Raw genomic sequence first — 20584 nt, 5'->3', positions numbered from 1 at the left:
TGAAGAATAAGACAACGGAGAAATTCCATGCCACGTCGTCGCGTCATCGGCCAGCGTAAGATCCTTCCAGATCCAAAGTTCAAATCTGAACTGCTGGCAAAATTCGTTAACATCCTAATGGTTGACGGTAAAAAATCTACTGCAGAGAAAATTGTTTACACTGCACTAGATGCAATGGCTGAGAAATCTGGTAAAGATCACTTAGCTGTATTTGAAGAAGCTCTTGAAAATGTTCGCCCAGCGGTAGAGGTTAAATCTCGCCGTGTAGGTGGTTCAACTTACCAAGTACCTGTAGAAGTTCGTCCGGTTCGCCGTAACGCACTTGCTATGCGTTGGTTGGTTGAAGCTGCGCGTAAGCGTGGTGAAAAATCTATGGCTCAACGCCTAGCTGCTGAAATGCTAGACGCGTCTGAGAACAAAGGTACTGCGGTTAAGAAACGTGAAGACGTTCACCGCATGGCTGACGCAAACAAAGCGTTCGCACATTACCGTTGGTAATACCTTTCTGTGCCGCAGGGTTCCCTGCGGCGCTACTCTAGTTCCTATGCGCAAGCCTAGGAACTATTGCTATATCTAGGGGTAAGGAAAATTGCCCAAAGCACTCCTAAAATGATCTAGAAATAGCAATAGTCCCTAATTCAAGAGGATTCAATCGTGGCTCGTAAAACACCTATTGAGCGCTACCGTAATATCGGTATCGTCGCTCACGTAGACGCAGGTAAAACAACCACAAGTGAACGTATTCTGTTCTATACTGGTCTTTCTCATAAAATCGGTGAAGTGCACGATGGTGCTGCTACCATGGACTGGATGGAGCAGGAGCAAGAGCGTGGTATCACAATCACCTCAGCTGCGACTACAACTTTCTGGCGTGGTATGGAAGCGCAATTCCAAGACCACCGCATCAACATCATTGATACTCCTGGACACGTAGATTTCACTATCGAAGTAGAGCGTTCACTACGCGTACTTGATGGCGCTGTTGTTGTGTTCTGTGGTTCATCAGGTGTTGAACCTCAATCTGAAACTGTATGGCGTCAAGCAGACAAGTATCATGTTCCACGCATGGTATTCGTCAACAAGATGGACCGTGCAGGTGCTGACTTCCTACGCGTAGTCGAGCAAATCAAGAACCGTCTTGGTGCTAACCCTGTTCCAATTCAACTTAACGTTGGTGCGGAAGAAGACTTCAAGGGTGTTATCGACCTGATCAAGATGAAGATGATCAACTGGAACGAAGAAGACCAAGGTACAACCTTCACTTACGAAGATATCCCAGCAGACATGCTAGACATCGCTGAAGAGTGGCGCAGCAACCTAGTTGAGTCAGCTGCAGAAGCGACTGAAGAGCTGATGGATAAATATCTTGAAGAAGGTGAACTGACTGAAGCCGAGATCAAACAGGCTCTACGTACTCGCACACTAAATAATGAAATTGTACTGGCTACTTGTGGTAGTGCGTTCAAAAACAAAGGTGTTCAAGCGGTACTAGATGCAGTAGTTGAATACTTGCCTTCTCCAGTAGACGTTCCTGCGATTAAAGGTGTTGATGATAACGACAATGAAGTTGAGCGTCATGCAGACGACAACGAACCGTTCTCAGCGCTGGCATTTAAGATCGCAACTGACCCATTTGTAGGCACGCTAACCTTTATGCGTGTTTACTCGGGTGTCGTGAACTCTGGTGATGCGGTTTACAACTCTGTTAAGCAGAAGAAAGAACGTTTCGGTCGTATTGTTCAGATGCACTCAAACAAGCGCGATGAGATCAAAGAAGTTCGCGCGGGTGACATTGCAGCGGCAATCGGTCTTAAAGACGTAACGACAGGTGATACTCTATGTGACCAGAACCACAAAGTGATTCTGGAGCGTATGGAATTCCCTGATCCAGTTATTCAAATCGCGGTAGAGCCTCGCTCTGTTGCCGATCAAGAAAAGATGGGTATTGCTCTAGGTAAACTAGCCGCAGAAGATCCATCTTTCCGCGTAGAAACGGATGACGAAACAGGTCAGACTCTGATCTCTGGTATGGGTGAGCTTCACTTAGATATCATCGTTGACCGTATGAAGCGTGAATTCAGCGTTGACTGTAACGTTGGTAAACCTCAGGTTGCTTACCGTGAGACAATCCGTGGAAGTGCGGAAGTTGAAGGTAAATTTGTTCGTCAATCTGGTGGTCGTGGTCAGTACGGTCACGTATGGATCAAACTGGAGCCATCTGAACCTGGTGAAGGTTTTGTCTTTGTTGACGAAATTGTGGGTGGTGTCGTTCCTAAGGAATACATCAGCTCGGTATCGAAAGGTATCGAAGAGCAAATGAACAGTGGTGTTGTAGCGGGTTACCCGGTACTAGACATTAAAGCAACGCTGTTCGATGGTTCTTACCACGATGTTGACTCTAACGAGATGGCGTTTAAGATCGCCGGCTCGATGGCATTCAAGAAAGGTTCGCTTGAAGCACAACCTGTTCTTCTTGAGCCAATGATGAATGTTGAAGTAACCACTCCTGAAGATTGGATGGGTGATGTTGTTGGTGATCTTAACCGTCGCCGCGGCATGATCGAAGGTATGGATGACGGTGTGGCGGGTATTAAGATCGTCCGCGCTCAAGTACCTCTATCTGAGATGTTTGGTTACGCAACTGACCTACGTTCTGCAACTCAAGGCCGTGCGTCTTACTCTATGGAGTTTAACGAGTACGCTGAAGTACCGAAAAACTTTGCAGATAAAATCATTGCAGCACGTGGTTACTTATAAAACGTCTTGATCTGAAAAAAAGTCTGGTTTTTTTTGAAGATCAATGCGTCCAAATATTGCGCTGACTGACGTTGGCGCATAAAATAGCAATTTCTGGCGCGTCTCGATCAATTCGGATCGTGGCGAATCATAACTAGGAAGGAACACGATCGTGTCTAAAGAAAAATTTGAACGTACTAAACCGCACGTTAACGTTGGTACTATCGGCCACGTTGACCACGGTAAAACAACTCTAACTGCTGCTATCTGTACTACACTTGCAAAAGTGTACGGCGGTGTTGCGAAAGACTTCGCATCTATCGATAACGCTCCAGAAGAGCGTGAGCGCGGTATCACAATCGCTACTTCTCACGTAGAGTACGACACTCCATCACGTCACTACGCACACGTAGACTGTCCAGGACACGCGGATTATGTTAAGAACATGATCACAGGTGCTGCACAGATGGACGGTGGTATCCTAGTTGTTGCTGCAACAGATGGTCCAATGCCACAAACTCGTGAGCACATCCTACTAGGCCGTCAGGTTGGTATTCCTTACATCATCGTATTCATGAACAAATGTGACATGGTTGATGATGAAGAGCTTCTAGAGCTAGTAGAAATGGAAGTTCGTGAACTTCTATCTGAGTACGATTTCCCAGGTGATGACCTACCAGTTATCCAAGGTTCTGCACTAGGCGCACTAAACGGCGAAGAGCAGTGGGAAGCGAAAATCGTTGAGCTTGCTGAAGCACTAGACTCTTACATCCCAGAGCCAGAGCGTGCAGTAGACCAACCATTCCTACTACCAATCGAAGACGTATTCTCAATCCAAGGTCGTGGTACAGTAGTAACTGGCCGTATCGAGCGCGGTATCCTAACTGTAGGTGACGAAGTAGAAATCGTTGGTATTAAAGAAACGACAACAACTACATGTACTGGTGTTGAAATGTTCCGTAAGCTGCTTGACGAAGGTCGTGCAGGTGAGAACGTTGGTGCACTACTACGTGGTACTAAGCGTGATGACGTTGAACGTGGCCAAGTACTTGCAGCACCTGGTTCAATCAACCCACACACTAAGTTCGAGTCAGAAGTATACGTACTTTCTAAAGACGAAGGCGGCCGTCATACTCCGTTCTTCAAAGGCTACCGTCCACAGTTCTACTTCCGTACAACTGACGTAACTGGTGATATCTCTCTACCAGAAGGCGTAGAAATGGTAATGCCTGGTGACAACATCCAAATGCAAGTAGAGCTAATTGCTCCAATCGCAATGGATGAAGGCCTACGTTTCGCTATCCGTGAAGGTGGCCGTACAGTAGGTGCTGGTGTTGTTGCTAAGATCTTCGACTAATATTTAGTTGATATCTTGCACATTCTTCGTATGAAGAGCATGCATCAGAAAAGGGAAGCTTAGGCTTCCCTTTTCGTTTTTTGGTTATAAGAGAATTCTTCATTTACTTCTTTTAACTTGTTGAAAAGAAAAAGTAGTTCTCCCTTTCCTCCGTTCCTATTCAAGTAAGCCTTTGAAGTTTTTTTTTCGCTTCGTTCTGTTATAACAAATTGTTCTTAGACTTGTCTTTAATACAACTGGTAATGATAACAATTCTTGTTTATATTTATTGTCGTAAGTTGTAATTGGGTTTTATTGCTATGTATGTTTGTCTTTGTCACGGTATTTCAGACAAGAAAATTAGGAAGTTAGCGATCGATGAAGGCATCACTGATATTCGAGGCATTAAAAAGTGCACCGCTTTAGGTAGCCAATGTGGCAAGTGCATTAAGCAGACAAAAGAGATTTTGGCAGAAACAGACCATTTAATATTGAAACAAGCAAGCTAACCCAACGCTTGAGCTTTTTGACACCCTTCTGATTGGAACTAGAGTTAAAGTAGCCAAAGAGGAGGGCTGTGTAATGAAAGGCGATCCAATCATCATCCAACATCTCAACAAAGTGCTTGGCAACGAGCTCGTCGCAATCAATCAATACTTCCTTCATGCTCGAATGTATAAAGACTGGGGTTTAAAGCACCTAGCGGAGAAGGAATATCATGAATCTATCGATGAAATGAAACATGCGGATCATTTGATCGAACGTATTTTATTTTTGGAAGGGCTTCCTAACTTACAAGATCTCGGCAAACTTATGATTGGTGAAGACACCAAAGAAATGCTTGAGAGTGACTTAAAACTTGAAATGGCAGCGATACCGGATCTAAAAAATGCCATTGCTTACGCGGAAGATACTCATGATTATGTCTCTCGCGATTTGTTCCAAGATATCCTAGAAGATGAAGAAGAGCATGTTGATTGGCTAGAGACACAACTTGGCCTGATCGATATGACGGGTATCCAGAATTACCTACAAGCTCAGTATGTTGATGAGGATGATTAGTCAGTAATTCTCCCTGTTAGGCAGTGGATTTACCTCCAGCATTAGAGGTGAAAATTCACTGCCGATCTCTATCACATTTCTCTTGCCTAAACTGCTTTCTTTCTGTACTATTCGTGCTCCTTAAACTCGGTCAATTATCTTTAGTTCCTTGCTTCCTCTGGACGACCGGGCCATTTGTGGAAGCTGAATAATCCGTAAGGAGCAACCCATGCGTCATTACGAAATCGTATTCATGGTGCACCCTGATCAAAGCGAGCAAGTTGCTGGCATGATCGAGCGTTACACTGGTTCAATCACTGAAGCTGGCGGTACTATCCACCGTCTAGAAGACTGGGGTCGTCGTCAACTGGCTTACCCAATCAACAAGCTTCACAAAGCTCACTACGTTCTAATGAACGTTGAAGCTGGCCAAGCTGTAATTGATGAGCTAGAAACTGCTTTCCGTTTCAACGATGCAGTTCTACGTAACATGATCATGCGTACTAAAGCGGCTATCACTGAGCAATCTATCATGCTTAAGCAGAAAGAAGAGCGTGCTCCTCGTCGCGAAGAGCGTGCTGAAGCTAAGCCAGAAGCAGCTGCTGAGTAATAAATCTTATGACCAATCGAATGGAGCTGAGTGGCACCATTGCCAAGCCGCCCATTCGTAATAAAAGCCCTGGTGGAATTGAACACTGTCGATTTTGGTTAGAGCATCGCTCTACTGTTATCGAGGCTGATTTACCGAGACAAGTTTATTGTCGTATGCCGGTAGTTGTCAGTGGGCAAAGGTCACAAGCATTAACTCAGAATTTAGTACAAGGCAGTAGCATTAAGATAAGCGGTTTTGTCGCTTATCAGACCGGCCGTAATGGCGTAGGTAAATTAGTGCTTCATGCTGACAACATTACTCAAATTTAAGATCAGGAGATAGCCCATGGCTCGTTTCTTCCGTCGTCGTAAATTCTGCCGTTTCACTGCAGAAGGCGTACAAGAGATTGATTACAAAGACGTAGCAACTCTTAAAAACTACATCACTGAAGCTGGTAAAATCGTACCTAGCCGTATCACTGGTACAAGCGCTAAGTACCAACGTCAACTAGCTCGCGCGATCAAACGTTCTCGCTACCTAGCTCTACTACCGTACACTGACAAGCATCAGTAATCGGTTCGTTTTTAAAAAGAGGAATTAAACAATGCAAGTTATTCTACTTGATAAAATCGGTAACCTAGGTGGTCTTGGTGACACTGTAAACGTTAAATCTGGTTACGCTCGTAACTTCCTTATCCCTCAGGGTAAAGCAGTTATGGCTACTAAATCTAACGTTGAAATGTTCGAAGCGCGTCGTGCTGAACTAGAAGCTAAAGTTGCTGAGCAACTAACTGCTGCTGAAGCACGTGCTGAGAAAGTTAACGCTCTTGAAGCAGTTGTTCTTGCTTCTAAAGCTGGTGACGAAGGTAAACTATTCGGTTCTATCGGTACTCGCGACATCGCTGATGCAATCACTGCAGCTGGCGTTGAAGTTGTTAAGAGCGAAGTTCGTCTTCCTGAAGGCGCACTACGTAACACTGGTGAGTTCGAGATCAGCGTTCAACTTCACTCTGAAGTTTTCGCTACAGTTAACCTACAAGTTGTTGCTGCTGACTAATTCAGTATCAAGACGTATTTTAAAAGCACCTCCTAGAGGTGCTTTTTTTGTATCTGAAGTCAGTGAAAGGTTTTAGAAGATAAACAGTAGGTTGACTGAGAAGATACTATCGGCTTTCTTAAGCCCTTCTGGCACTTTATCGTGGTATTGACGTGAGTGAGAGAGCTTGAGTGCGATATCTTCGGTGATATTGTTAGTCACACTCAGATCGGTATCCGTTCGTGTGTTACTGCTACCAGAAACAACCGTCACATCAGCAGAGAGGGCTAAATTGTCCAATGCTTGCCAAGAGCTATTGATGTTGCCACGAAATATCGCTTCTTGAACCGTTTCAGGGAAGATGATGTCATCGTCATCTATCTCATCTAAATTAGGCTCTTGATAACGAAAACCCGGCCCCAATTCGAGCTCAAGTACAAACTTATCGGTATTTGAGAACTGGTAACCTAAACCACCCGATAGCGTGTAATCTTTGAAATAGGCGCTATAGCGAGAGTCGACACCTTTAAAACTGCCATAAAGGTAAGTCTTTTGACCTAATTTATAGTCACTTTGCGCCGTGTAGGTTGATTGTCTTTTGTCCTCTTCGCCGTCTTTGTACAGCAAATAGTATTTCCATTCGCCGCTAGTACGGTGACGCCCCGCCACGTATTCTGCATTAAGGCGTGAATTGAGTGATTGCGAGTCTGAGTTACCCGAGTGAGCCTGATAGCCAAACTCTATTTCGGTGTCCCATGGGGAAGGCAGTTCAATATCCGTGTCGTTTTGCCCTGAATCGTCAGCATGAGCGAGCATAGAGCCCATTAGGCTGAAACTTATAAGCCAAAGTCTAGACACTCACTACCTCTATATTGATCAAACGAATGGCGCAATAGTAGATTTAAACCGATAGAAGACGGTCAGCAACAAGTTAATTCTACATTAGAACTCGACAAAGTCTTTCTTTGGTACAGACAATGGCGACATTCTCGTTATAATTAGCGATCTAAAGCAAAGTTGTTGAGCAGATCCATGGCCGAACCCAAAGTAGATAATCGAAATAAAAAGTTTAGAGACGCACAAGTCGATGCAATCAAAGTTCCTCCTCATTCACTGGAGGCGGAGCAATCCGTTATTGGTGGTCTTCTTCTTGATAATGAGCGTTGGGATACGGTAGCTGAGCGTGTTGTCGCCAAAGATTTCTACAGCCGACCACACCGCCTGATTTTTGAAGCGGTAAAGGCTCTACTCGAAGATAATAAACCGCTCGATTTAATCACACTATCCGAATTCCTAGAGTTGCGTGAACAGCTTGATGACGTCGGTGGCTTTGCTTACCTTGCTGATTTAGTTAAGAACACACCAAGTGCGGCTAACATCAATGCTTATGCAGATATTGTTGCCGAGCGCGCCTTGGTCCGTGACCTGATTGGCGTAGCCAATGAAATCGCCGATGCGGGTTATGATCCTCAAGGGCGTAACTCTGAAGACTTACTCGATCTTGCGGAAAGTAAGGTTTTCGCGATTGCTGAATCGCGGACTAATGAGAGTGAAGGTCCACAAAACGTTGACAACATTCTTGAAAAAACCCTCGAGCGTATTGAGCTATTGTATAAGACCCCACAAGATGGCGTAACAGGGGTTAATACGGGCTTTACGGATTTGAATAAGAAAACCGCAGGTCTCCAAGGTTCAGATTTAATCATCGTGGCGGCGCGTCCATCTATGGGTAAAACCACCTTCGCGATGAACCTGTGTGAAAACGCGGCCATGGATCAAGATAAGCCGGTACTGATCTTCTCACTAGAGATGCCTGCTGAGCAGTTGATGATGCGTATGTTGGCCTCGCTGTCGCGTGTGGATCAAACCAAAATTCGTACCGGTCAGCTAGACGATGAGGATTGGGCGCGTATTTCTTCTACCATGGGTATCCTGATGCAGAAGAAAAACATGTACATTGATGACAGCTCAGGTCTAACTCCGACGGAATTACGCTCGCGTGCACGTCGTGTGGCTCGTGACTCTGGTGGCTTAAGTATGATCATGGTCGACTACCTGCAGTTAATGCGCGTACCAGGTTTACAAGATAACCGTACCTTAGAGATCTCTGAGATTTCACGTTCATTAAAGGCGTTAGCCAAAGAGTTGAATGTGCCAGTCGTGGCGCTTTCACAGCTAAACCGTTCCCTAGAGCAACGTGCCGATAAACGACCAATCAACTCAGATTTGCGTGAATCGGGCGCAATCGAGCAGGATGCCGACTTGATCATGTTTATCTATCGTGACGAGGTGTATAACCCAGATAGTTCAATGAAGGGCACAGCAGAAATCATCCTAGGTAAGCAGCGTAACGGTCCTATTGGTTCTGTTCGACTCACCTTCCAAGGTCAATGGTCTCGCTTTGATAACTACGCAGGTCCTGCGTTTGATATGGACGATGAGTAAGCCAATGAGCTACATGAAAGCAGCCACAGCCTACATTAATCTTGAGGCTCTGCAGCACAACCTAGAGCTGATTAAGCAACAGGCGCCAAACAGCAAGGTGATGGCAGTGGTGAAAGCCAACAGCTACGGCCATGGTTTACGTCATATCGCTAAACATGCCCAAGGTGCCGATGCCTTTGGGGTTGCTCGTATTGAAGAGGCACTGCAGCTACGTGCCTGTGGTGTGGTGAAACCGATTTTATTGCTTGAGGGTTTTTACTCTCAAGGTGATCTACCTGTTTTAGTCACCAATAATATTCAGACTGTCGTCCACTGTGAAGAACAGTTGCAGGCATTGGAACAAGCAGAATTAGAAACACCCGTTGTGGTGTGGCTCAAGATTGACAGTGGTATGCACCGATTAGGTGTTCGACCAGAGCAGTACAGCGAATTTGTCACACGTCTTAAAGCCTGCCGTAATGTGGCAAAACCGCTGCGTTATATGAGTCATTTTGGTTGCGCAGATGAGCTAGATAAAAGCACAACTAATCAACAGACGGAGCTTTTCCTCTCTTTAACAGAGGGCTGCGAAGGTGAGCGTTCTTTAGCGGCATCAGCGGGTTTACTTGCTTGGCCAGACAGTCAGTTAGAGTGGGTTCGCCCAGGCATTATCATGTATGGTGTTTCACCATTTAATGATAGAAGTGCTCAAGAGTTAGGTTACCAACCCGTGATGACCTTGAAGTCGCATTTAATTGCGGTGCGTGATGTGAAAGCGGGAGAGAGCGTCGGTTATGGTGGAATGTGGACTAGCCAGCGTGATACCAAGGTTGGAGTGATTGCGATTGGCTATGGGGATGGTTACCCGAGAACCGCACCCAATGGTACACCTGTTTTGGTCAATGGTCGTAAAGCGCCGATTGCTGGTCGAGTTTCGATGGATATGCTCACGGTTGATCTCGGACCGGATGCCAGCGATAAGGTTGGTGATGAAGCGATTTTGTGGGGTAATCAGCTTCCAGCGGAAGAAGTCGCTAGCCATATAGGAACTATTGCCTATGAATTGGTGACTAAGCTGACATCTCGTGTTGATATGGAATACTCCAAGTAAATGAAGCGCAACCAAATCAAACAAGTGCTGGCCTTATGTGCCAGCCTTTTTATTTGCGGCCACGTTAACGCAAAAGAAAAAGATTCCGCATTTCTGCCTTTCTATTTTAGTACTGAAACCTTAGGTAACACATTTGGTATAGCAGGTGTTGCTAAGGGCGTCGGTCAGCCTCAGGCGGCACTTTTTGGCATGGCGCTCTACTCTGATAAAGACAGCTATGTCGGTTTTGTCTCTGCGTTTAATTACGCGTTGTCAGATAGTTTGTTGTTTAGTACCCAAATGTACCAAGCCCAGTTTAATCAAAACCCTTATTACCTAGGCGAGCAAGGTGACAACAGCTCGGTTGCTGGCGATAAAACCGTTACTGATGGCTTTGAGCAAAATTATCAGTTTGAGTTTAAATACCTGCTTCCTTGGGGCAATGTTGAAAGACAGGGTTTGATGGGAGCCTTCCAACCAATTCGAGATGTCGACTTTGCCTCGCCGCTCGAATCTGGTGTGAGTTCGTTGGTGGTGACGCCGTTCTTCTCATCGCGTGAATTAGATATTTATAATCAGCCAGAAAAGGCGACAGGGCTTGAACTGGTTCTAGACTGGGATAATCGCGACAGTGTGCGCAACCCAACCAAAGGCTCGCATACCTCTGTTGAACTTACCGTTGGTGGTGAGAGTTGGCAAAGTGAGGAAATTTGGACCAAGTGGGAATTGCAAAATAGTCAGTATTTTGCGCTTGGGCCGCTAGGTGAGTTGTTTGACCAACAAGTCATTGCGTTAGACTTTTATACCGCTGATACGCCAAGTTGGGACAGCACTAAGCCACCGGAGCAAGAGCAGGTGCGTTTAGGCGGATTGTATCGACTGAGAGGCTACACCAGCGGGCGCTATCATGGACGCTCTGCGGTGCATTACTCCGCAGAGTACCGAGTGTTGCCTGATTGGCAGCCACTCGATGACATTCCGCTGGTCAATTACTACGATCTACCATGGTGGCAGTGGGTGCTGTTTGCAGAAGCGGGTCGAGTTGCGGATGAGTATGATGCTAAAACTCTCCACACGGATATGCAGTGGAATCTCGGCGGCGCAGTACGCTTTCAAGTCGAAGGCATAGTGGTACGTGCGGAGTTAGCGAAAGGGGCCGATGAAGGCACTTTCCGAGTGATGATTAACCAACCTTTTTAAGCACATAATATGAGACTTTGGGAGCCGATTGGCTCCCTTTTCGTCTTATTCGCCTTGAAGTGTCGCAATAACGCGGCGACTGCCACCGTGATCTCTGTGCTCACCTAAATAGATCCCTTGCCAAGTGCCCAAAGCAAGTCGTCCGTTACTAATTGGAATCATGACGCTGCTACCGAGCGTCGAAGCTTTTATGTGTGCAGGCATATCGTCATCGCCTTCATAAGTGTGCTTATAGTAAGGGGCTCGCTCGGGTACAAATTGATTGAAGTGCTTTTCCATGTCGTAGCGCACGGTCGGATCGGCATTTTCATTGATGGTTAAACTGGCTGAGGTATGTTGGATAAATAGCTGTAATAATCCGACAGAATAATCAGCTAATTGTGGTAATTGTTGTTCAATTTCATCGGTAATCAAATGAAAGCCTCGTTGACGCGCGTGTAAATGGATGACTTTTTGCTGCCACATAAGATGCCTATAATCGAGAATTCGTTAACCAAACGTTAAGCTTAACCTAGCTTGGTGGTAAACTCATAAAGCTGGTATTGGATTTGTTCAAATTTGAATCAGGGAACGTGACCTAACTCAATGTGGGTGAGGGTCGCCTGAGTCATAATGCTGGCCTGAAAAAAAATTACAAAGTCTTGTTTTGTGGCAATTTGCCCTAACATACCTAATATTATTATTTTGCTTAATCGGGGATTCCGCCAGTTTTCGCTAGACTGTATGGAATAAAACCTACTGAACATCGGGATAGACACCATGTTGAAAAATATCAACCCAACGCAAACACAAGCTTGGAAAGCGCTAACGGCGCACTTCGAATCTGCACAAGATATGGATCTAAAAGCACTATTTGCTCAAGATTCAGCTCGCTTTGACAACTTCTCTACACGTTTCGGTGCAGACATCCTAGTTGATTACTCTAAAAACTTAATCAATCAAGAAACGCTAAAGCACCTTTTTGCTCTAGCAAACGAGACTGAGCTAAAAGCAGCAATTGAAGCGATGTTCAGTGGTGAAGCGATCAACAAAACAGAAGACCGCGCAGTACTTCATACCGCACTTCGTAACCGCAGTAACAAGCCAGTGATGGTCGATGGCGAAGACGTAATGCCGGCTGTGAACGCAGTGCTAGAGAAAATGAAATCGTTCACTGACCGTGTGATTGGCGGTGAGTGGAAAGGTTACACAGGCAAAGCGATCACTGACATTGTTAACATCGGTATCGGCGGCTCTGACCTTGGCCCTTACATGGTGACTGAAGCGCTAGCACCATACAAAAACCACCTAAACCTACACTTTGTTTCTAACGTTGACGGTACGCACATCGTTGAAACGTTGAAGAATGTAAACCCAGAAACGACGCTATTCCTAGTCGCGTCTAAGACGTTTACAACTCAAGAAACGATGACCAATGCACACAGTGCTCGTGATTGGTTCCTAGCGTCTGCTGGTGATGAAGCTCACGTTGCTAAGCACTTTGCGGCGCTTTCAACGAATGCTCCTGCTGTATCTGAGTTCGGTATCGATACCGACAACATGTTTGAGTTCTGGGACTGGGTTGGTGGCCGTTACTCACTATGGTCAGCAATTGGTCTTTCTATTGCCCTAGCAGTCGGTTACGACAATTTTATTGAGCTACTAGACGGTGCACACGAGATGGATAACCACTTCGCGTCGACTGAGCTAGAAAGCAATATTCCAGTGATCCTTGCGCTTATCGGCCTATGGTACAACAACTTCCATGGCGCTGAGTCTGAAGCGATTCTACCTTACGATCAGTACATGCACCGTTTTGCTGCTTACTTCCAGCAAGGCAACATGGAATCAAATGGTAAATACGTTGACCGTGACGGTAATGCAGTGACTTATCAAACGGGCCCAATCATTTGGGGTGAACCAGGTACTAACGGCCAGCACGCGTTCTACCAGTTGATTCACCAAGGTACTAAGCTAATTCCATGTGATTTCATTGCACCAGCTGTAAGCCACAACCCAGCAGGCGATCATCACCAGAAGCTAATGTCTAACTTCTTTGCTCAAACAGAAGCACTGGCATTTGGTAAAGACGAAGCGACAGTAAAAGCAGAATTTGCTAAAGCAGGTAAGAGCGAAGAAGAAGCGGCGACACTAGCACCGTTCAAGGTATTTGAAGGTAACCGCCCGACTAACTCAATCCTAGTTAAGCAGATCACGCCACGTACGCTAGGTAACCTAATCGCAATGTACGAGCACAAGATCTTCGTACAAGGTGTGATTTGGAATATCTTCAGCTTTGACCAGTGGGGTGTTGAGCTAGGTAAACAACTGGCTAACCAAATCCTACCTGAGCTTGCGGATGAGTCTGAAATCAGCTCGCACGACAGCTCAACTAACGGTTTGATTAATGCGTTTAAGGCATTCAAAGCCTAGATTTCCGTCGTACTTGATATAGAAACGCCAGCAGAGACGCTGGCGTTTTTGTTGGTATTAAGTTTCGTTGTTGAGGCTTTGTCATTCCATAGACTGACGAAGGAAGGAGTAGGGAATCTATTCTAGAGTCATTTACGTTCAAGAGATCCCCAATTCACTCATCCTTCGCTCTTGAGGATGACTAGTCGTGGAGATGTTTTCTCGTTTGTTATTTTCCTAAGCCATCGTATCAATGCTAGATTTGGTTTCGGTACTCGCGGTGAACTTCTGGCTCAATAACGCCACGAGCTGATCATAATATTGCATGTTTGGCTTATTACCCAGCAGCTTACACAGTTCATTGCCGGTAGGGCTGAAGCGGTAATAGAGTAAGCGCACCCCTTTGTTGTGTGCTTGTAGGGAAAGCTGCTTGCCTTGATAAGCTAACGGCAGTGGTGAGTCGAGTTCAATCTCGCCAGACTCAAGCTCAGTACCATGCATCAAACCAAGTTCGAACAATACCAGTAAGCTAGAGTAGGGAAGCTGGTAGTTACCGACATTAATGTTGCTTGTGACGTTGCGCTTTCCGAAGTTAAAAATGCCTGCTTGCGAGCGGTAACCGACCAACAGTTTTCGGCTACTATCACCACCAAAGCTGCACGCAAGAGATGCGGCACGTTGCAGGATTTGCGCTTCTTTTGGTGTCATATCTTGCAGAACTTTCAGCGCCTTCATCGATGTAGAGCCAGGGTTGGTCACTTCGCGCTTGAGTACCTGCGCCCAAAGTCGCTGCATCGCGTGATTATGAACTTCTTGTGCCATATCGAAAAATCGATATAGCCAATCTTGGTCTGGGTCTCCAGCGGTTTCATCTTTACATGAAATATGGGCGAGCTTAAGGATTTGTTCTAGATTCTTCTGGCGCAGCTCTTTGCGCTTCTTTTCACGAATCAGTGCGCGTTCAATAGTGGTCTTTTGGGGAGATTCGCTTTGTAACAGGGCATCTAAGCCATAAGTTTGCGCAATGTTGAGAACGCGACTAGCGCTGTCTTTTATGTAACTAGACTTCTTCTCTTGGCGTTGAGAATGATCCGCTTGTTGGTCAATGACAACGGGTTTACTGGTCTCAGACATGCTATTTCCTTAGCCATCAGATGCTTACTATTGATTACTAAATGTACCTCGGAACCTTATTGTCTGCCAGAAAAAGACTGTGAGCCAGCCTATAAAAAAATATTGCTATCAAAAATGATAACAAGTTGTTAAAATTGTTATCATTAAACTTGAGGGGCTTATGAAGTATTTCAATGAGAATAAACTAAAAAAGCACCTGTCAATTGCCCTATTATTACTCGTCTACGTTGGTGTACTAGGCTATTTATCTAGTTACTTAGGCTAATATAGGTAATCAACAGGTTACTTTAGTCGTTAACATCTACATATCATCATATTCGGCAATTTCAGTGCCTTCTATGACATACGCAGTTTCCGCTAGCTCATGGCTAATGGTTTCGGTCTTAAGTGTGCCTATCACGTAAATGACATCCCACAACTCTTGTACTGGAGCGCCTTTCGGGAACTTCACATAAATGATCTGGTTCGGTGGCGGTGGCGGTACGTGGATACAAGCGCCAAAATATGGCACCAGTAGAAATTCCGTCACTATATTTTCATCGCCTTCGAGCGGGATGACGAACCCCGGTATTTTCACCGTACTGCCATTAAGTTCGGGTCTCACACTTCCTACTTTAGATTGTTTCATCACGTCACTTGAGTGATCCACGGCTGGCATACCATAGGCATCAAACTGATTGCGCTCGCTTTCTGGAATAAGATCAATCCAATCTAATGTCAGTGTGTCATCGGCACTGACTGAGTGGGTGGTAAGGCCAACTGAAAATAGGGCCAAGACTAGTAGGATCAGTTTTTTCATATTTATACTCGAATCGTCATACCATCGCTGAGAGACTGCTTATAAGCTCTGAATGCTGGAATAAAGCCGATTATAGTACCAGCAATTTGCACCGCCGCGAGAAGTAACCACTCATATTGGGATAAAGCGATCATTTGTAAATCAATCCCATATTGTTGCTGGATAAGCGGAGCAGCAACGGCAAGCAGGGCATATAAACCTATGGTGCCGGCGACCAAGCCGATAAAGGTGAGCACGCTTGCTTCTAAGATCAATAAGCTAAATACATGGCGCGGCCTTGCCCCCATCGCACGTAGAATAGCCATTTCACGGCGCCGTTCTTGTAAGCTGGTCAGTAGGCTCGACAGCATGCCGAGTAATCCTGCGATTACCACAAATACAGAGACCGCCATTAAGGCTTGTTCTGCAACCGACATCATTCCCCATAATTCATGCAATGCGACCCCAGGTAAGATCGCGCTAAGAGGTTCTTTTGCATAGGTGTTGATTTGTCTTTGCAAGGCGAACGTTTGAATTTTGGACTTCAAACCTAGCATCATGGCGGTGATTTGCTTAGGTTGAAAATCCATTTTTAATAACTGTTCTGCGCTCGGGTTGTTGCCTAAGTTGGCACCCGATTCCCAGCCGACGTGAATCGCTTCAATGGCTTCAAGAGATACATGTACAGTCTTATCAACCGGTGTGCCAGTCGGAGCAAGAATACCCACCACTTTAAATGGCGTGTTGTCATGGCGACTAAAACCTACATCACTAATGCCATGAGCGATGATCATTTCACTGCCCACGTGGTAATTAAGCGAGCGGGCAACGTCGGCACCAATCACCGCCTCAAACAATCCATTGAACTCTTTACCTTGATTAAATGCGAGGTTTTGCTTTTGCCCGTAACGGTAGTGCTCGAAGTAGCTATGGTTGGTCCCCATAACTCGAAATCCTTTGTGCGAGTCACCTAACGAGATAGGAATCGCCCAGTCGACGGCTCTGTGTTGGCTAAATTCTTGGTAGCTTTTCCAGTCAATATTATTAGTGGCGTTACCAATGCGAAATACAGAGTAAAGCAGTAAGTTAACTTGGCCTGAGCGACCACCAACGATTAAATCTGTGCCGGAAATTGTGTTGGCAAAGCTGCTCTTCGCTTGGGTACGAATTCGTTCTACCCCAAGTAACAAAATCACCGATATTGCCACGGTCAGAATAGTGAGGATAGCGGTCACTTTTCGGTTGCGAACACTCTTCCATGCGAGAGAAAGTGTAGCTGTCATAATTGACCTCCGGCTTGATTGAGCTGCTGCAGATTAATGGTGCGATCAAACAATGGCTCTAGCGTCGGATCATGGCTGACAAAAAGTAACGTCGAGTTTGCTTGGTTTACTTGTTCGAGCAACAGTTCAATAAATGCACTACGGTTGTCAAAATCGAGCGATGAGGTTGGTTCATCTGCGATCACTACCTTGGGGTTACCTATCAGTGCTCTGGCAGCCGCGACTCGCTGCTGTTGGCCAATACTCAGTTCAGTCACCGGTTTATTGAGCAGTGCGCTCGGAAGACGTAGTTTCTCCAATAACTCGGTTGCTTTAGCGGTTAAATCTCCCTCAACCTGCTTTTTTCTTTGTGGTGCAAATTGGCAAGGAAGAGTGACATTTTCAATCACACTAAGGTAGGGCAGTAAGTTGAATTGCTGGAAGATGTAGCCAATGTTATTGGCGCGAAACTCATCTCTTTGGCTACCTGACATCTTAGTTAGCTCTTCACCGAGTAAAGAAACTTGACCTGAGGTTGCGGTATTAATTCCCGTCAGGAGTCCGAGTAAGGTTGATTTACCACACCCACTTGGTCCCTTGATGAAGAGGTGTTCGCCGTGAGTGACAACTAACGAAGGAATATCAAGCGTAGGGGTATCATTATCTGGCCAGGTAAATGTGACTTGAGTAAGCTCAACCACCGAAGACGGGTCTGTCTTAGTCATAATTGGAGTCCGAATCAAATTAAGTGGCCTAGGTGAGGCTAGGCCACGTTAAAACATTAAAGTGAGATCTTGCTTTCGCCTTTAGATAGCTGCATTGCTGCTTGCTTAGTATCGGTCAATACATTCACTTTAATTGATTCAGTGTTCGGGAAGTGAGAGAACCAGTTGGTGTTAATCTCATCCAGTTTTGCGATGTCACTACATTCGAAGTGGTACTCAACGGTAAACTCACCATGGGAAGATGAGTGTCCTTCATGGTCATCGTGATGATCATGGCCTTTATGCTCGTCATGATGCTCATGGTCATCGTGGTGGTCATGGCCTTTATGCTCGTCATGATGCTCATGGTCATCGTGGTGATCATGACCTTTGTGGTTATCTTTACCTAATGTATGACTCACTGACTTGTGCTCAATCTTACACCCGGCACTGGCCGCTAAGGTAAAGATACTATTGGCATCGCTCAGTTGGGTTACTGCTGCTTCAAGTTGATGTTTTTGTTCGTCAGTCTGAGGAGCGAGCTCAAAGCCCACCACATCAGCTCCTGGCGCAGTGATTTCCATTAGCAGTTCGTTAGCATCTTGAGCGATATTGAATTCCACCACACCGTGGACGTGTGCGCTGTGTTGACGAAAACCTTCTTCTGCTTGAGCAAAGCTGCTTACTGCTAGCGTAATACCAAGTGCGATTGGAGTAATCTTGTTCATTGTCTTTCCTGAAAATATTGTAATGCAGTGTGTAATCACAGAGCGTGGTTGCTTGTGACTCTGGTGTTTTAAATATTGTAATCAAGAGGCTGGTGGTGAGCGCGCGAGGTAAGCAAAGAAGACACTTTCTACAAAGTAGTAAAATGACTCAAGGCGATGGGATTCGGATGAAGCTATCGCTGGCAGTGTGACGACAAATGCCTTTGCACCATGCAGCACACAGGCAAAAAGTTGGCAGTGATGCTGACTATGTTGTGGCTGCGACAGTTCATATTGGTGCTCAATGTACGCAAAGTTTAGCCATAGCACTAATGCAATGGCGCAGACAGCCGTTCGTGTCGAAACTAAGCGAAATAGAGACAAGGCGATATCATCAGATAAACAAAAAGGAATTGTTATACTATAACAATTCCTTGCAAAACACGATATCAATCCGTCGAGAGTTAGATGTTCTCTTTAACTAACGTAAGCACTTGCTGGATCTCTTGCTCATTTAGCGTGCCCTCTTTAACAAACAGTACTTTACCTTGTTTGTCTTGGACGATGATCGCCGATGATTCACTCGCGAGATCCCAAGCGTTGGCTACGGAACCTTCCTCATCCAGTACCATTGATGACCATGGGAATTCTTTCTTGCTGTCTTGAGCTGAAGATTTCACAAATGACCCAGTTCCCCACATAGAATCATCTTGGTTGATGATCGATGTGGTTTGATAGCTTTGTTCTGGGAATTTTGCTGCGGTGATCGCGGCCATTAGTGGCGCATTCATTTCTTTCGAGCTGCTGCGTCCTGCAATCGCTTGAATCACTCGGACCTTGCCTAACATACTTTGTGTCGACCACGCTTGGAAGGCGGTATCTTCACCTTGTAGGACAATTTCGCCATGACTAGCGACATCCACGTTTGGTATCGATTGACCTACAGAGATGTTGTGTGCCATCGCTAGTGCTGGAGAGCATGCAATCGCAATTGCGAGTAGAGTTTTATTTTTCATTGTTATCTTCCTTTTGGTAAGCGCCAAAAGTATATACCGAAAATGGCTAAAGTGGTGGCAGGAGTCGCCACGAAGTGAAATGGTCCAAATAATTAACAAAATGCTATACATTAAAACCGGTTTATATATAATGCCGTACAAGTTCTAAGGAATAGAACGTGTGTCCCTGCGAGGCTACATCACAAAAGGATATTGGAGTTGTTATGCTGCGTGAATTTACCATCTATCGACCACACCAAGTGGCTCGATTTGTTAAAACCTTGTTTAAAGGTCAATTCGTTATTTCAGGTGTGGGTGAGTTTAACTTTGATAATGGCAAGGTCCTGCTACCTGACGTCAAAGACCCACAAAAACTGCTGACGTTCAAAGAAATCAACCAAGCGATTGCTGCTCTACCGATTTAACGGTTGAGTGCTGCTTGCTTTTTGTCGCATAAAAAAGTCGCCAAGTGGCGACTTTTTACATTCCGTTATTGAGGTGGAAAACAGACGCCTGTCCCGCCGATACCACAGTAGCCATTCGGGTTCTTCGCAAGATATTGCTGATGGTAGTTTTCAGCAAAGTAGTACTTTCCAGCGGGTAAGATATCAGTGGTGATACTGCCCTTATCATTGCCCAATAAGGCCTGATATTCCTCTTTGGAGGCGCTGGCTATCTGCAATTGCTCTTCGTTAAATACGTAGATGGCAGAACGATACTGTGTTCCTAAATCATTGCCTTGGCGCATTCCTTGGGTTGGGTCATGTTTTTCCCAGAAAGTTCGTAGTAGCTGCTGCAAGGTAATGATATTGCTATCGAAAATTACACGTACCACTTCGGTATGTCCGGTTTGGCCAGAGCAGACTTCTTCGTAGGTTGGGTTTAAAGTGAAGCCTCCGGAGTAGCCGACCGAAGTGCTGACGACCCCATTGATTTGCCAGAACAAGCGCTCTGCTCCCCAGAAACAACCCATACCAAAGAGTATTTGTTGGCAACCTTGAGCGGGTTCTGCGGTCAAACTGGATTGATTGACGAAATGTGTGTCATCAATGGCAAGTGGCGTTTCACGGCCAGGCAAAGCCTCTTGAGCTGAAATCAGGGTTTGTTTGTTGAGCATCGTCGTTTCCTTGCTAGAAATAGAATTATATAGACCGCTTA

24 protein-coding genes are annotated in these 20584 nt (G+C 45.5%); 14 read left to right on the top strand and 10 right to left on the bottom strand.

What is annotated here, in order from left to right:
* Positions 1–27: 27 nt before the first annotated feature.
* The 9 genes from rpsG (at position 28) to rplI (ending at position 6762) form a co-directional block, all read left to right on the top strand.
* Positions 28–498, top strand: coding sequence for a 30S ribosomal protein S7 (gene rpsG / locus VIA_RS20885; protein WP_004415829.1), 471 nt, complete (start codon positions 28–30; stop codon positions 496–498).
* A 156-nt stretch (positions 499–654) separates the two neighbouring features.
* A complete protein-coding gene (gene fusA / locus VIA_RS20880; RefSeq protein ID WP_004415827.1) occupies positions 655–2757 on the top strand; it encodes an elongation factor G in 2103 nt (700 codons plus the stop codon).
* A gap of 151 nt (positions 2758–2908) precedes the next feature.
* On the top strand, positions 2909–4093 hold the full coding sequence (tuf, locus tag VIA_RS20875; protein ID WP_004415826.1) for an elongation factor Tu: 1185 nt from the start codon (positions 2909–2911) through the stop codon (positions 4091–4093).
* 299 nt (positions 4094–4392) lie between these two features.
* Entirely contained in the window at positions 4393–4581 is a 189-nt protein-coding gene (locus VIA_RS20870) for a (2Fe-2S)-binding protein (protein ID WP_004415825.1), read from the top strand.
* A gap of 73 nt (positions 4582–4654) precedes the next feature.
* Positions 4655–5134: a bacterioferritin gene (bfr, locus tag VIA_RS20865; protein ID WP_004415823.1), complete on the top strand. Its 480-nt coding sequence runs from the start codon at positions 4655–4657 to the stop codon at positions 5132–5134.
* 208 nt (positions 5135–5342) lie between these two features.
* The gene (gene rpsF, locus VIA_RS20860; protein ID WP_004415821.1) at positions 5343–5723 is read left to right on the top strand and encodes a 30S ribosomal protein S6; all 381 of its coding nucleotides are present in this window, start codon (positions 5343–5345) and stop codon (positions 5721–5723) included.
* A gap of 8 nt (positions 5724–5731) precedes the next feature.
* Positions 5732–6034, top strand: a complete 303-nt coding sequence (gene priB, locus VIA_RS20855; protein WP_004417983.1) for a primosomal replication protein N — start codon at positions 5732–5734, stop codon at positions 6032–6034.
* 16 nt (positions 6035–6050) lie between these two features.
* Positions 6051–6278, top strand: a complete 228-nt coding sequence (gene rpsR, locus VIA_RS20850) for a 30S ribosomal protein S18 (protein ID WP_000090472.1) — start codon at positions 6051–6053, stop codon at positions 6276–6278.
* A 31-nt stretch (positions 6279–6309) separates the two neighbouring features.
* A complete protein-coding gene (rplI, locus tag VIA_RS20845; protein ID WP_004415819.1) occupies positions 6310–6762 on the top strand; it encodes a 50S ribosomal protein L9 in 453 nt (150 codons plus the stop codon).
* Positions 6763–6834: 72 nt separating this feature from the next.
* Here the strand turns inward: rplI and VIA_RS20840 are convergent, their stop codons facing one another.
* Positions 6835–7599 carry a DUF481 domain-containing protein gene (locus VIA_RS20840; RefSeq protein WP_174269834.1) on the bottom strand — a complete coding sequence of 255 codons (765 nt, stop codon included), beginning with the start codon at positions 7597–7599 and terminating at the stop codon, positions 6835–6837.
* A 174-nt stretch (positions 7600–7773) separates the two neighbouring features.
* On the opposite strand from VIA_RS20840, the gene VIA_RS20835 reads away from it, so the two are divergent.
* From VIA_RS20835 to VIA_RS20825, 3 genes are read left to right on the top strand one after another with little or no spacing between them, the layout of a single operon-like run.
* On the top strand, positions 7774–9186 hold the full coding sequence (locus VIA_RS20835) for a replicative DNA helicase (RefSeq protein ID WP_004415815.1): 1413 nt from the start codon (positions 7774–7776) through the stop codon (positions 9184–9186).
* Positions 9187–9199: 13 nt separating this feature from the next.
* Positions 9200–10276 carry an alanine racemase gene (gene alr, locus VIA_RS20830; protein WP_004415814.1) on the top strand — a complete coding sequence of 359 codons (1077 nt, stop codon included), beginning with the start codon at positions 9200–9202 and terminating at the stop codon, positions 10274–10276.
* Positions 10277–11455 (top strand): BamA/TamA family outer membrane protein, encoded by a 1179-nt coding sequence (locus tag VIA_RS20825; protein ID WP_004415812.1) that lies wholly within the window; start codon positions 10277–10279, stop codon positions 11453–11455.
* Between the two features lie 45 nt (positions 11456–11500).
* On the opposite strand, the gene VIA_RS20820 is transcribed toward VIA_RS20825, so the two are convergent.
* A complete protein-coding gene (locus tag VIA_RS20820; protein WP_004415811.1) occupies positions 11501–11920 on the bottom strand; it encodes a secondary thiamine-phosphate synthase enzyme YjbQ in 420 nt (139 codons plus the stop codon).
* Between the two features lie 294 nt (positions 11921–12214).
* Here VIA_RS20820 and pgi point away from each other — a divergent pair, with 294 nt between their 5' ends.
* A complete protein-coding gene (pgi, locus tag VIA_RS20810) occupies positions 12215–13867 on the top strand; it encodes a glucose-6-phosphate isomerase (protein WP_004415810.1) in 1653 nt (550 codons plus the stop codon).
* Between the two features lie 216 nt (positions 13868–14083).
* Here pgi and VIA_RS20805 read toward each other — a convergent pair whose 3' ends face one another.
* The 7 genes from VIA_RS20805 to VIA_RS20780 form a co-directional block, all read right to left on the bottom strand.
* Complete coding sequence (locus VIA_RS20805) at positions 14084–14980, bottom strand: TIGR03899 family protein (protein WP_004415807.1); 897 nt, start codon at positions 14978–14980, stop codon at positions 14084–14086.
* 301 nt (positions 14981–15281) lie between these two features.
* Positions 15282–15779, bottom strand: a complete 498-nt coding sequence (locus VIA_RS20800) for a DUF3299 domain-containing protein (protein ID WP_004415805.1) — start codon at positions 15777–15779, stop codon at positions 15282–15284.
* 2 nt (positions 15780–15781) lie between these two features.
* Positions 15782–17041, bottom strand: a complete 1260-nt coding sequence (locus tag VIA_RS20795; protein WP_004415803.1) for an ABC transporter permease — start codon at positions 17039–17041, stop codon at positions 15782–15784.
* The gene (locus VIA_RS20790) at positions 17038–17745 is read right to left on the bottom strand and encodes an ABC transporter ATP-binding protein (protein WP_004415801.1); all 708 of its coding nucleotides are present in this window, start codon (positions 17743–17745) and stop codon (positions 17038–17040) included. The genes VIA_RS20795 and VIA_RS20790 overlap by 4 nt, the downstream gene beginning before the upstream one ends.
* A gap of 56 nt (positions 17746–17801) precedes the next feature.
* On the bottom strand, positions 17802–18452 hold the full coding sequence (zrgA, locus tag VIA_RS20785; protein ID WP_004415799.1) for a zinc uptake protein ZrgA: 651 nt from the start codon (positions 18450–18452) through the stop codon (positions 17802–17804).
* Between the two features lie 81 nt (positions 18453–18533).
* Positions 18534–18815 carry a DUF2607 family protein gene (locus VIA_RS21970; protein WP_004417988.1) on the bottom strand — a complete coding sequence of 94 codons (282 nt, stop codon included), beginning with the start codon at positions 18813–18815 and terminating at the stop codon, positions 18534–18536.
* An 80-nt stretch (positions 18816–18895) separates the two neighbouring features.
* On the bottom strand, positions 18896–19447 hold the full coding sequence (locus tag VIA_RS20780; RefSeq protein ID WP_004415798.1) for a YtfJ family protein: 552 nt from the start codon (positions 19445–19447) through the stop codon (positions 18896–18898).
* A 203-nt stretch (positions 19448–19650) separates the two neighbouring features.
* Between VIA_RS20780 and VIA_RS20775 the strand changes: the two genes are divergently transcribed.
* A complete protein-coding gene (locus VIA_RS20775; RefSeq protein ID WP_004415796.1) occupies positions 19651–19851 on the top strand; it encodes a DUF1107 family protein in 201 nt (66 codons plus the stop codon).
* A gap of 65 nt (positions 19852–19916) precedes the next feature.
* On the opposite strand, the gene msrA is transcribed toward VIA_RS20775, so the two are convergent.
* Positions 19917–20543 (bottom strand): peptide-methionine (S)-S-oxide reductase MsrA, encoded by a 627-nt coding sequence (gene msrA / locus VIA_RS20770; RefSeq protein ID WP_004415795.1) that lies wholly within the window; start codon positions 20541–20543, stop codon positions 19917–19919.
* Positions 20544–20584: the final 41 nt, after the last annotated feature.

Origin of the sequence: Vibrio orientalis CIP 102891 = ATCC 33934 (assembly GCF_000176235.1) — a bacterium.
Taxonomy (GTDB): domain Bacteria; phylum Pseudomonadota; class Gammaproteobacteria; order Enterobacterales; family Vibrionaceae; genus Vibrio; species Vibrio orientalis.
This window is presented reverse-complemented; position numbering and strand designations above follow the sequence as displayed.

Coding starts and splice junctions, on each gene's coding strand:
- VIA_RS20805 (WP_004415807.1), bottom strand. CDS start 14,980: ATGTCTGAGACCAGTAAACCCGTTGTCATTGACCAACAAGCGGATCAT.
- priB (WP_004417983.1), top strand. CDS start 5,732: ATGACCAATCGAATGGAGCTGAGTGGCACCATTGCCAAGCCGCCCATT.
- VIA_RS20795 (WP_004415803.1), bottom strand. CDS start 17,041: ATGACAGCTACACTTTCTCTCGCATGGAAGAGTGTTCGCAACCGAAAA.
- VIA_RS20775 (WP_004415796.1), top strand. CDS start 19,651: ATGCTGCGTGAATTTACCATCTATCGACCACACCAAGTGGCTCGATTT.
- VIA_RS20870 (WP_004415825.1), top strand. CDS start 4,393: ATGTATGTTTGTCTTTGTCACGGTATTTCAGACAAGAAAATTAGGAAG.
- rpsG (WP_004415829.1), top strand. CDS start 28: ATGCCACGTCGTCGCGTCATCGGCCAGCGTAAGATCCTTCCAGATCCA.
- VIA_RS20780 (WP_004415798.1), bottom strand. CDS start 19,447: ATGAAAAATAAAACTCTACTCGCAATTGCGATTGCATGCTCTCCAGCA.
- zrgA (WP_004415799.1), bottom strand. CDS start 18,452: ATGAACAAGATTACTCCAATCGCACTTGGTATTACGCTAGCAGTAAGC.
- alr (WP_004415814.1), top strand. CDS start 9,200: ATGAAAGCAGCCACAGCCTACATTAATCTTGAGGCTCTGCAGCACAAC.
- pgi (WP_004415810.1), top strand. CDS start 12,215: ATGTTGAAAAATATCAACCCAACGCAAACACAAGCTTGGAAAGCGCTA.
- rplI (WP_004415819.1), top strand. CDS start 6,310: ATGCAAGTTATTCTACTTGATAAAATCGGTAACCTAGGTGGTCTTGGT.
- VIA_RS20820 (WP_004415811.1), bottom strand. CDS start 11,920: ATGTGGCAGCAAAAAGTCATCCATTTACACGCGCGTCAACGAGGCTTT.
- bfr (WP_004415823.1), top strand. CDS start 4,655: ATGAAAGGCGATCCAATCATCATCCAACATCTCAACAAAGTGCTTGGC.
- VIA_RS20835 (WP_004415815.1), top strand. CDS start 7,774: ATGGCCGAACCCAAAGTAGATAATCGAAATAAAAAGTTTAGAGACGCA.
- rpsR (WP_000090472.1), top strand. CDS start 6,051: ATGGCTCGTTTCTTCCGTCGTCGTAAATTCTGCCGTTTCACTGCAGAA.
- VIA_RS20825 (WP_004415812.1), top strand. CDS start 10,277: ATGAAGCGCAACCAAATCAAACAAGTGCTGGCCTTATGTGCCAGCCTT.
- rpsF (WP_004415821.1), top strand. CDS start 5,343: ATGCGTCATTACGAAATCGTATTCATGGTGCACCCTGATCAAAGCGAG.
- VIA_RS20790 (WP_004415801.1), bottom strand. CDS start 17,745: ATGACTAAGACAGACCCGTCTTCGGTGGTTGAGCTTACTCAAGTCACA.
- VIA_RS20800 (WP_004415805.1), bottom strand. CDS start 15,779: ATGAAAAAACTGATCCTACTAGTCTTGGCCCTATTTTCAGTTGGCCTT.
- msrA (WP_004415795.1), bottom strand. CDS start 20,543: ATGCTCAACAAACAAACCCTGATTTCAGCTCAAGAGGCTTTGCCTGGC.